Origin of the sequence: Lishizhenia sp. (genome assembly GCF_033720595.1) — a bacterium.
Lineage (GTDB): Bacteria > Bacteroidota > Bacteroidia > Flavobacteriales_D > Crocinitomicaceae > Lishizhenia.
Window position 1 is genome coordinate 1 of the sequence record NZ_JAWWCF010000097.1, and the last position, 11050, is coordinate 11050.

Below are 11050 nucleotides of genomic sequence, written 5' to 3' on the forward strand. Positions count from 1 at the left end.
CACCTTTCTAATGCAGTTGTTTTCAATCAACATATAGGTGCTGTTCCTAAAGGATACTTATACTTTGCTATTGTATTTGCTTTGGCAGTAGAGTTTCTAAATATGAAAATGCGCAAAAACAAAAATTAGTAGTGGATATCCAAGAAGCTCAAATTTATTTTCCGCTCTCAGCAGAAGAGGATGCACGTGATAAATGGGAAGAAATGTTGTTTGAACACAAACAGTTTTTTCTTACTCGACCTGCAATTCCAAAGGTTTTCAGAAGTAAACTCAAGAAAATTCAACAACAGTATGCTGCTTTTGAATGCATTACTGAGGATAGTTTTGAGCCTGAATCCATCACGTATGATGATTTTCCACTTTCGAATAAGGTAATGGAATGCTTTCAACAAATGTTTTACTACCGAGGACGATTTAAACAGGATGTACTGCGTTGTAAGCAAAGTGAGGACATTCATAAGGTTGTGAATCAATGGTTGAACGTAGAATTGGCACACGCCGAAAAATGGTCTTTCGACTATCCAGAAGATCTAGAAAAACCAATTGTTTCCAAAGCGCCAGATCCCATGTTAATTATGGGAGCAATACGCCAATGGGATGAGAATGAGGGGAAGTCGTTTAGCTTACTAAAAAAGGACTTCGATGTACTGCCCAAAGCCTTGAAAGATGAGTTGAAAAGGTTATCTTTGCTCCTTAAATTAAACGGATGAAAGACGTATTTGATGGATTAAGGGAGAAGTTGCAAGACCAGGAATGGCCAGCAGTTTACTTTTTTAAGTTTGTTTGTCCTAACAACAATGAAACTGTAGCCAAAGTAGTGGCTCATTTCAACGTAGAATCAGAAATAGAATATCATAATTCACGTACAGGCAAGTATGTATCTGTAAGTGTTAAAGAACTAATGTTGGATGTAGATTCCATCATTGATATATACCAAAAAGTAGCAACGATTAAAGGAGTAATAGCACTATGATGTATTTAATGAAAGTAGACCTCCAGAACATGGCGGTTAAGGGACTGTGGATCACCTTTGGAGTTTTGGTGTTTATTATCGTTTACCGTTTGGTACTGCGTTATATGAAAAGAGATATAGCGGATTTAAGCTCTTTCATTGTTTTGCATCCCCTGGAGGTTAATCCTGCAAGAGGAGAGGTGGAGTTTTACTTTACCATGGAGGAAGATCAAGAAGTGAATTTTTCTGTTTTTGATAAGGAAGGTAAATTGGTTAAAGAATTTTTCAATGAAATGAGAAAAGCTGGACCACACATTATTGCATTTGATACTACAACAGTTGCTGATGGAAAGTATTCTTTCAATGTGAAAACCGATAAGCAACACACCATGAAGTTTTTTGAGATTCAAAATAATTTCTAACTTTAGAAGAAAGGAATTTTCATGAAAAAGTTATTGCTCGTCCTCACAGTGTTTATGATTTCTGTCTCAGGGTTGAAAGCACAAGAGTTTGACGGTGGACCACATTCTTTTCAGGCCGGTATATCGTTTCCAAACGCACTATCAAATTTTGCCTTTCGAGAAATTATGCAAGGACTTATTTGTTTGGACGCTGGATATCAATACTCACTCAAAAATAATGTCTATTTCGGAGGCGGACTTCGCTATCAATTCTTTACGATTAACGAATTTAAGACGCCCAATAATTTAGATGGAGGTCTACACATTGGTGGAGCTTATTTTAAATTGGGTTACGAGAAATACTACGGAAGATTAGGTGTAGATTATGGTTTGAAAACAGCCTATAATGTCAATCGTCTAGCAAGTACAGCTTCCAATTATACTTTTGATGCTATCGCATTTGAACCAACTTTTGGTTTGAGTTTAACGACAACACCAACATCAAGCTACCGTTTGGTATTGTCATATGTAAATTATGGATTTGCCTTTAAACCGCATATGCTCAACCAAGAAGAATTGGCGGGTAGAAAGGCGGAAGACCTAAGAAGAGGTTCTTCTGCATTTACTATAGGTTTTGGTTATTCACTTTATTTTTAAATTATGAGATCTATATTCTTATTAACGATAAGTCTGCTTGTAATGGCCTGTGGCAACTCTAAAAATGCAGCAGAAAGCACAGCAACACCCAAAGCCGTTTTAGGTGAAATTGATTTCAATGCACCAACTGCACAAATTAATAGTGTTCGTATAGAAGGTAACCTAATGTTTTTAGATGTAAGCTATTCTGGTGGATGCGAAGAACAAGGCTTTAGTTTAGTGGGAAGCAATATGATCATGAAATCCTTACCCCCAAAACGTGGAATTCGTTTACAAAGAGACCCAAAAGGTGATGTTTGTAGAGAGTTAGTTTCTAAATCTTTGGTTTTCGATATTTCTGATTTGGCCTACACACAAGAAGTAGGAAGTGAAATCATTTTAATGTTAGAAGGTTACAGAGAAGATATTAAATACACTTTTATGCAAGAGTAGCATTTCGCGCTTCTCTCGCTAAATAGCTGTCAAACTTTTTAGGATGTTCAACCGAGAGCTTTAATTCTTCTTGTGTAATTGGATGTGTAAAGGTCAAAGCAATTGCGCTTAGAAAAAGTCCTTTATGCCCAATTGTATTTCCTGGAATTCCATATAATTTATCCCCCGCAATAGGATGTCCCAACCGCGCTAAATGTATGCGTAATTGATGCGTTCTTCCCGTTAATGGAGAGAGCTCCATTAAGCTTAAATGTCCATTGTATTTTGAAGGAGTGATAGACAAAGTCTTAATTTCACTTGCGGCAGATTTACCCTCAATCGCCGTATTTAAAATTCCTGTGATCTTTAAATATCCTTGAACCACGGCATGGTAGTGTTTTTGAATCTTCTTATGTGCCAACATATCACCTAAGGCTATTCTTGAGGAATAAGTTTTAGCGATAATGAGTAGGCCAGAAGTTGGTGCATCGAGCCTATGAATGGGTAAGGGCCAAGCTAAGGCATCTTCTTGTTGTGATGGTTTTAGATTGTGAGGTAGGGCGTTGTGTATGGTTTTATATAAATTTCCTGAAACAGGATATCCTGCTGGTTTATTGATAACTGCCAGGTATTCATCCTCATAAACGATCTCTAATTCTAAGGGGAAAATCTTTGGAGGAACCACAGTGTCTTCCAGGAGTTCAAACACATCTCCTTGTTGCACAAAAGTTCCGGAAAGCGCTATACTTTTATTGTGTAGCAGCAAGTGTTTCTTTAATGCTTTTTTTACTGCTTTTCGAGATTGTAATTGCGGAAATCTATCTACAAGATAATCAGAAACGCGTACGTCTTTGGGATTGTCTACTACAGTATATGTTGCCAAGATTATTTCCATGGGTCTCAAATGTACACAATTTCACAAGCTAATGTTTTAAGAGTGGGCTACTGGGGTTTGAAAAAAATCATCTTTGCTAAATATGGCGCTTTTATTTCCTGTGAAAAACGCTTATTTCTTTTAAACTTGTATTTTTAAATAAAGGCGAAGGTGGATACATTAGAATTAAAGAAAGCGTTACAAGGTAAAATGTTAGAAACTGTTGAGGAACAGTTAAAAAGCGCATTAGAACGCATGGATGAAGCCTTGGAAGCTGTTCAAAGTGAAACCAAAAGTACAGCTGGAGATAAGCACGAAACGGGAAGGGCCATGGCACAACTCGAACAGGAGAAAGCTGGAAAAATAATTCAGGCCACCAAACAAAATAAAAACAGAGTTCAAAGTTTACCCTTAGAAAAAATGGAAACCGTGAGTTTGGGTGCCGTTGTGGAAACCAATAAGGGAGCTTTTTATATTTCTTTGGCAATGGGGAAGGTAGTACTGGAAGGAAAGACCTATTTTGCCGTGTCACCAACCGCGCCTATCGTTCAAGCAATGTTAGGGATGAAAGTTGGAGATGAATTTGTTTTTAATGGAATGAAGCAGAACATAGAAAAGATATTTTAAGATGAACGATCAAATTACCTGTCCAAATTGTGGAACCTCGTTCCATGCAGAACAAGCTTTAACTTTAGAGATTGAAGAAAAGTTGAGAAAGGAGCTCAAGGAAAAGAACAATGAGGTTGCTCAAAAAATCAAAGCTCGTGAAGAAGCCTTGTTAAAACAACAACAAGAAATCAAAGAGCAAGAGCAAAAGTTAGAGGACTTTAAAAAGAAGGAGAAAGAATATCAACAAAAACGTGTCGCTGAATTACTGGAACAAGAGAAGAAGAAAATTGAGGCGACTTTGAGTGCAGAAATTTCTTCTAAAAGTGCCAAGGAATTAGAGTTGATTAAAGAAAAGCTCAGTAAAAAGGATGAGGAATTATTGGCCGCTCAGAAAAAGGAATTAGAACTTAAAATTCAAAAACAAGAGATAGAAGAACAAAAGAAGCGTTTGGATCTTGAGGTGCAACAAAAGATTTTGGATTCTAGAAAAAAGATAGAAGAGGAAATTGCTCAACGTAAAGATGAGGAAAATGCTTTGAAGATAAAGGAGTACAAAAAGCAAATGGAAGACCAAGCTAAGCTCATTGAAGAAATGAAGCGAAAGGCTCAACAAGGGTCTATGCAGTTGCAAGGTGAGGTACAAGAACTAGAAATAGAAGAACAACTCGCCGCTGCCTTTCCTTTTGATGTTATTACAGAAGTGAGTAAAGGAATAAAGGGAGCAGATTGTATCCAGGAAGTACGCGACACCCAGGGTAAAAGCGCGGGTAAGATTGTTTATGAAAGTAAGCGAACTAAAAACTGGGCCAATGATTGGGTAGATAAGTTAAAGTTAGATCAGCGTAATGAAGGAGCAGAAGTAGCTATATTAATTACCCAAGTAATGCCAAAGGATATGACACAGTTCGGTTTCTATAACGGAATCTGGGTATGTCAGTTCCATGAGTTTAAAGCCTTAGCTGCTGTAATTCGTGATGGCTTATTGAAAACCTCTTTGGTGAAAGCTTCTCAAGAAAATCAAGGAGATAAGATGAACTTGCTCTACAACTACATGATTTCGCCAGAATTCAAGCATCAAATTGAGGCAATTGTAGAAGGTTTTAGCGCTATGAAAAGTGAATTAGACAGAGAAAAACGTGCAATGCAACGTATCTGGAAGGAACGTGAAAAACAAATCGATAAAGTAGTAAACTCTACAATCGAGATGTATGGGTCTGTAAAGGGTATTGCCGGTGGGGCAGTACAAGAAATTAAAGGTTTGGAGCTTTAGCGTTTGGTGCGCACAAAGAGAATTACCCCTAAAAGAATTACAAACATACCGATAAGAATGATCAACTGCCCATTGAATTGGGGGAGGAGGTCATTCTTTTCTTTTTTAGGAACTTTAATAACAGGTGTTTTAACACTATCCTTTTCTATTTTCTTCTCCTTCAATAACTCATAGTTAAACCTACCTGGTTGAATTTTTCCGAATACTTTTCTAAAACTAGGAAGGATGAATTTTTTCTCATCCATGGTACTTTTTACTTCCTTAATTTTTGATGAAACTGATTTGTTTCGGTTGTAGTAATATCTACTCAAAGAATAAGCGATGTAAGCGTTGCTTTCTGTGAAATTATCTAAAAGGAAATCACCAAATTCTTCATAGGCTTCAGATACAATTTCATTGCTTTGTCGGTTTAAATGCGTAACAAATAATCGCAGGGCTTTGTCCATATCATGAGCGATTGCAATGTTCTCGGCACGCGTCCTCTTCTCCTTTTTTAGACGAATGATTTCAGGAAACAACTTACTGCTGTTACTGTTCCAAATGCCTTGTTTCAACAAGAGCATCGCTCGAGCTACGTCTAAGCGATAGCTAAGTACACGATTGTAGCCTTCACCCTTTTCAAACAGAATGGATTTGTGTAAGGCTTCATAAGCTTCAGTTCTTAGAAAGCTTTCTTGAAAGAGATGCATTTTTTCAATATCGTGAATCGTATCATACTCCGTTCTTAGAATAAAATTGAGCGATAGCTCATACTTGTGTAATAATACGAGTTGAATTCCATAAATCAAGCTGTCTTGACCGGTCCATTCATCTTGTGATTTGTTTGCTAAACTTCTAATTTCCGCATCTAACTTTTCTGAGATGTGAATGTTTCGCTCAAAAGGTTCAAAATGAAAATCAGGTGTTTTTTGTTCTCTAGAAAACTCAAACGCTAATACAGGTAGAGTAAGAAGTATGAATATATATGTCGTAAATAATTTGCTCATTCTATTTTCTTAATCGTCTAAACCGCCATTGAGAAAGGCGTATTGCAAAATGTTAGCCCCCATCTTAAGGGCTTCGTTTCTTTTATCTTCGCTATCGTTATGTACACTTTGGTCTTCCCAACCGTCACCAAGATCCGTTTCGTAAGTGTAAAGACACACAATTCTTCCTTCTACGATAATGGCAAATGCCTGGGCTCTTTTACCATCGTGTTCATGGATTTTTGGTAAACCGTCGAAGGTGTATTTCTGGTTAAATATAGCGTGGTCGTTAGGGAGTTCAACCAAAGCATTGTTGGGAAATACCTTTTGTATTTCTAGGCGAATGAATTTATCCATTCCATAGTTATCATCAATATGTAAGAAGCCACCTCCCATAAGGTAGTTACGTAAATTTTCAGCTTCGGCCGTTGAGAATACAACATTCCCGTGTCCTGTCATGTTAATGTAAGGATAGTTAAAAATGTCTGTGGATCCGACTTCAACATAGGGGACTTCTTCTGAAATATTAGTACCCAATTCTTGATTGCAAAATTTAATCAGATTGGGAACAGCGGTTGGATTTGCATAGTAATCTCCACCTCCGTTGTATTTCAATACAGCTAATTGATAGCTGGCAGTTTCTGATGCACTAGTGAGTGCAATAAGAACTAGGAATAATGCAAGGTGTTTGATGATTTTCATGCCGTTTCTATTTCTTCTAATGTAAGGAGATAATTTAAGAATTCATATCTAACCAAAGTCGAGCAACAGTTACCGCGTAAATACCAGCTGTTTCTGTTCTTAACCTATTTTCACCCAAGGCAATTGGTGTGTAACCATTTTCTTTTGCTAAGCTTAATTCGGCTTCAGAAAAATCTCCTTCTGGACCTATTATGATAGGACATCCTTGTGCTTTAAAAGAAGTGAATATATTGGTTTTAGTGTCCTCGTAACAATGTGCTATTAAGCCGTTGGGATGAGCAGTAATAAAGTCCTTACTTTTCACTAAATCTTCTAGAATTGGAAGGTGAACACGCTTGGATTGTTTCATGGCACTTACCAAAATTTTCTCGAAACGTTCTAGCTTTACTTTAGTGCGTTCTGCATTATCGGTAAGTAACAAACTAATTTTACTCACGCCAATTTCTGTGGCTTTCTCTAAGAAGTATTCTATTCTGTCGTTATTCTTGGTAGGAGCAATAGCAATGTGAATTTCCTCTTTAGGAGCTTCGTGTTCTTCTAAATGAAGTACTTCAACACGCGTTGCTTTAGGATTGTTATCGCTTATTGCCGCAACAGCCACTAATCCTTTACCATTGAGCAATTGTATTTCATCACCGTTTTTCATGCGAAGTACGCGTGAAATATGCTTGGATTCCTCAACGGGTAAAGTGAAGGTCTTATTTTCTTTCGTTAATTCTGGAAGATAAAACTGTCTCATTAGTGCAAGAGTCTGTAAATTAATTCTTTGTATAATTCTCCATCTGTGGCCTGACCACGATTAATTCCTTTGAACTTTAAGTCAAATTCTTGAAGTATAGCAATGTTTTTAGCGGTTTTCTTTACGGGGAATATCTTTGTTGCTTGGCGCGTTTTTCGAACAATGAAAGGGTTCATTTTTAAACCTGTCGCAATTTCTTGATCTGTATTGTTCTTGGAGAAGTGCATGTACATCAACTGTTTGAACAATTCAAACAAAGTGCTCACGACAACAACTCCTGCTGTAGCTTTAGGGTTTTGATCAAAGTATTTAACGATCTCCAAGGCTTTTTTGACTTGTCGCTCTTGAACGGCACTTTTTAATTCCCACACATTGTAATCTTTCGAAATACCAATGTTTTCTTCAATGTGAATGTCAGAAATCTGCGTTCCTTTCTCAAGAACTATAGACAGTTTATCAAACTCTTTGGTGATTTTGGATAAATCATTTCCCGTAGCGTTGGCCAAAAGGTTTAACGCCTTGTCTGTAATGCTAAACCCTTCTTTTTTAACAAAGTCTTGAATCCAAGCATTGAGGTTCCAATCCTTCACTTTTTCACTTAAGAAAACGACACCTTTTTTGCTGGCTTCCTTTAGGAATTTCTTTCGACCATCTACCTTTTTGTATTTGTGAGCAATCACAAAAACGGTAGTCGGTACAGGGTTCTGCATGTATGCGTCTACCATTTCCCAGTTTTTCATATCCTGGGCTTCCTTCAAAACTACAAGTTGACGTTCAGCCATCATTGGGAATTGTTTGGCTTGAGAAACCAGTGCTACCGGATCACAATCCTTCCCGTATAAAATAGTTTGGTTGAAATCTCTTTCACTTTCATCCAAGGCATTTTCTATGATGGATTGGGTTATTAAGTCTATAAAATAAGGTTCTTCCCCATGTAAAACATACACAGGTGCAAAGTCTTTTTGCTTTACCTTTTTTATGATTTCAACTTCACTCATTGAGCTTATTTAAGGTATCTAAAGTCTTGTCCGCTTTTCAAATTCTTCACCGCTTCTAGGATCAAACGAATGGTGTTTTCTACATCATCCTTATGACACATTTCCACTGTGGTGTGCATATAGCGCAATGGCAAAGAAATTAATGAACTTGGCACTCCTTCGTTACTGTAAGCAAAGGCATCTGTATCTGTACCTGTTGCTCTTGATGCCGCAGCACGTTGGAATGGAATTTTATTTTTGTTGGCCGATTCGATGATGTGTTTCAAAAGGTTGTTTTGTACGGCAGGACCATAGGTTAAAACTGGACCTTTACCTCCAGCTTGGTCACCGTGTACCTTTTTGTCTATCATTGGGGTTTGTGTATCATGACAAACATCTGTAATGATGGCAACATCCGGCTTTATTTTATGCGCAATCATTTGTGCTCCACGTAAACCTACTTCTTCCTGAACAGCATTTACGATGTACAATCCGAAATCTAATTTGTGCTTTTCTTCTTTCAATAAACGCGCAACTTCAGCAATCATGAAACCACCAATTCTATTGTCCAAAGCTCTACCCACAAATTTCTTCTCATTCAAGATTGTAAATTCATCATCAAAAGTTACTACACATCCAACATGAACGCCCATAGCTTCAACTTCCTCTGCTGTATCACATCCACAATCTAAGGTGATGTTTTTCATAGAAGGTGTTACTTCTTTTTCATGACGCGTGTGAATGGCAGGCCATCCAAAAACAGCTTTTACAATTCCTTTGTCTGTATGTATGTTTACTCTTTTTGATGGAGCGATGATATGGTCAGAACCACCATTTCTTCTCAAGTAGATAAATCCATCCTTAGTGATGTAATGCACAAACCAAGAAATTTCATCAGCGTGCGCTTCAATTACAACTTTGTATTTAGCTTCAGGGTTGATAACCCCAACTACAGTTCCGTAGTTATCTGTAAAGTATTCGTCTATGTATGGCTTAATGTAGCTCAACCAAAGTTTTTGTCCTTCAGCTTCAAAGCCAGTTGGTGATGTATTGTTTAAATATTTGGTTAAAAAATCAAGTGATTTTTTCGTGATGATATCTTTTTTTGCCATAATGTTTTGCTTTCGATCTGTTGTAATTTTTGCAATAGGTAAAAATAGTTTTTTCTGTAGATTTTGAGGTGGAAAGGAGATGATTTCTGTATAGAAGAATGAAAAAAATGGTAACGAAGTAACATCCCCACATTAAAAAGAAAAATATCCATAAAAAATATCCTTTAAACACAAGATTTGACGCAAAAAGACGTTAGAATTTGTAGAACAACAAATGACAACGTAACATGATAATTTTCTTGGCTTTTTTGGTGATGGTGATGGTGATTTCTGGGGTGGTAAAATATGTAGAGAAACTACAAGAAGCTAAGGAGAATTAACCCCTTAGAACTGTCTAATATTCAGATCTTTATTTTTACGGAGATAATACCTAATTATCGTACGGGCATCTCTGTCTTCGTGTTGATGCTCAATGGCTTCTTTCCAAACTTCAATGCTTTTATTCATATGAAAAAAGGGAAGGTAACCATAGCCTACATAAATTCCATTTTCTATTAAAACAATACTGTTTTCTCCTTTTTTTCGTCCTTTTTCGATGATGAAGAAATTCTCATTGTCAAAAGCCATAGAATCAATAAAACTATTCACTCTAGCATTATAGGTAAGGGTAGGTTCCTTTTGTATACACGCACCAAAACATTGCTTGGTATGATAACTGAAGCAAGCGTGTTGAGTAGGGTAGATGCCTAGTAATTTTTGACACAAGACATGTTTCCCAGCTATATCTTCCAAAAACTTTTTACTGTCTGCCTTTGAGGTGAAAGTAGTGATAGGAGGATCTGTATTCTTGTTTAAGGTATCTACATACAGGTTGATGTAGCCGCCATTATCTGTGTATGAAAACAAACCGTGTGAAAAGTTCGATCTTCTCAACGCACGGTTGTAAATTGGTTTGTATTGCTTGATTAACGCAGATTCGTAAAGCAAGGAAATCATTTCTGATCCTGTGAGCTCATATTCAATACGTGCAATATTCTCACGCATTTCTATCGCACGCTTGGTTTTACTGTTTTTTAAGTGTTGCTTGATACGTGTTAAGATGTGCTTGCTCTTTCCAATGTATATCAACCTATTGGTTTCGTCGTAAAACCTGTATACACCCGTTTTGTTGGGTATATCTTCGAGTTGACTCAAATCTAAATTAGGGTGGAGGATGGAAGGATTAATTTCTGAAGTAATAAATGTGTTGAGGTCATTACTATCTTTTTCAAAAAGTATTTTGAATAACTCAACTGTAGCCATAGCATCTCCAGCAGCCCTGTGTCTACCCACCAGTTCTATACCTAAATCATTGGTTAGTTTACCCAAACTGTACGAGTCATGTCCTGGAAGCAAGATGCGCGAAGCCCTTACTGTACACATGTGTGGATAACGAAAATCG

14 protein-coding genes and 1 pseudogene are annotated in these 11050 nt (G+C 37.1%); 8 read left to right on the plus strand and 7 right to left on the minus strand.

What is annotated here, in order from left to right:
* The 6 genes and pseudogenes from R3333_RS08290 to R3333_RS08315 form a co-directional block, all read left to right on the plus strand.
* Positions 1–129: pseudogene (locus R3333_RS08290) on the plus strand (TerC family protein); the annotation flags it as partial.
* 2 nt (positions 130–131) lie between these two features.
* The gene (locus R3333_RS08295) at positions 132–710 is read left to right on the plus strand and encodes a hypothetical protein (protein ID WP_318958321.1); all 579 of its coding nucleotides are present in this window, start codon (positions 132–134) and stop codon (positions 708–710) included.
* Positions 707–973, plus strand: a complete 267-nt coding sequence (locus R3333_RS08300) for a DUF493 family protein (RefSeq protein ID WP_318958322.1) — start codon at positions 707–709, stop codon at positions 971–973. Before R3333_RS08295 ends, R3333_RS08300 begins: the two co-directional genes overlap by 4 nt.
* Positions 974–981: 8 nt before the next feature.
* Positions 982–1374 carry a hypothetical protein gene (locus R3333_RS08305; RefSeq protein ID WP_318958323.1) on the plus strand — a complete coding sequence of 131 codons (393 nt, stop codon included), beginning with the start codon at positions 982–984 and terminating at the stop codon, positions 1372–1374.
* Between the two features lie 21 nt (positions 1375–1395).
* A complete protein-coding gene (locus R3333_RS08310) occupies positions 1396–2010 on the plus strand; it encodes a hypothetical protein (protein WP_318958324.1) in 615 nt (204 codons plus the stop codon).
* Positions 2011–2013: 3 nt separating this feature from the next.
* A complete protein-coding gene (locus R3333_RS08315; protein WP_318958325.1) occupies positions 2014–2442 on the plus strand; it encodes a hypothetical protein in 429 nt (142 codons plus the stop codon).
* Here R3333_RS08315 and R3333_RS08320 read toward each other — a convergent pair.
* Entirely contained in the window at positions 2429–3316 is an 888-nt protein-coding gene (locus R3333_RS08320) for an RluA family pseudouridine synthase (protein ID WP_318958326.1), read from the minus strand. The genes R3333_RS08315 and R3333_RS08320 overlap by 14 nt on opposite strands.
* 150 nt (positions 3317–3466) lie before the next feature.
* On the opposite strand from R3333_RS08320, the gene R3333_RS08325 reads away from it, so the two are divergent.
* Both R3333_RS08325 and R3333_RS08330 read left to right on the plus strand, forming a co-directional pair.
* Positions 3467–3922: a 3-oxoacyl-ACP synthase gene (locus tag R3333_RS08325; RefSeq protein WP_318958327.1), complete on the plus strand. Its 456-nt coding sequence runs from the start codon at positions 3467–3469 to the stop codon at positions 3920–3922.
* Between the two features lies 1 nt (position 3923).
* A complete protein-coding gene (locus R3333_RS08330) occupies positions 3924–5174 on the plus strand; it encodes a DUF2130 domain-containing protein (RefSeq protein ID WP_318958328.1) in 1251 nt (416 codons plus the stop codon).
* Here R3333_RS08330 and R3333_RS08335 read toward each other — a convergent pair.
* From R3333_RS08335 to R3333_RS08360, 6 genes are all read right to left on the minus strand, one after another.
* Entirely contained in the window at positions 5171–6160 is a 990-nt protein-coding gene (locus R3333_RS08335; RefSeq protein ID WP_318958329.1) for a hypothetical protein, read from the minus strand. The genes R3333_RS08330 and R3333_RS08335 overlap by 4 nt on opposite strands.
* Positions 6161–6169: 9 nt before the next feature.
* Positions 6170–6832 (minus strand): DUF4159 domain-containing protein, encoded by a 663-nt coding sequence (locus tag R3333_RS08340; protein WP_318958334.1) that lies wholly within the window; start codon positions 6830–6832, stop codon positions 6170–6172.
* A gap of 43 nt (positions 6833–6875) precedes the next feature.
* A complete protein-coding gene (locus tag R3333_RS08345) occupies positions 6876–7580 on the minus strand; it encodes an RsmE family RNA methyltransferase (protein ID WP_318958330.1) in 705 nt (234 codons plus the stop codon).
* Positions 7580–8578 carry a DNA polymerase III subunit delta gene (holA, locus tag R3333_RS08350; RefSeq protein WP_318958331.1) on the minus strand — a complete coding sequence of 333 codons (999 nt, stop codon included), beginning with the start codon at positions 8576–8578 and terminating at the stop codon, positions 7580–7582. The genes R3333_RS08345 and holA overlap by 1 nt, the downstream gene beginning before the upstream one ends.
* Before the next feature lie 5 nt (positions 8579–8583).
* Positions 8584–9669: a M42 family metallopeptidase gene (locus R3333_RS08355; RefSeq protein ID WP_318958332.1), complete on the minus strand. Its 1086-nt coding sequence runs from the start codon at positions 9667–9669 to the stop codon at positions 8584–8586.
* A gap of 324 nt (positions 9670–9993) precedes the next feature.
* A partial coding sequence (locus tag R3333_RS08360; protein ID WP_318958333.1) for a GIY-YIG nuclease family protein occupies positions 9994–11050 on the minus strand: 1057 nt, incomplete at its 5' end.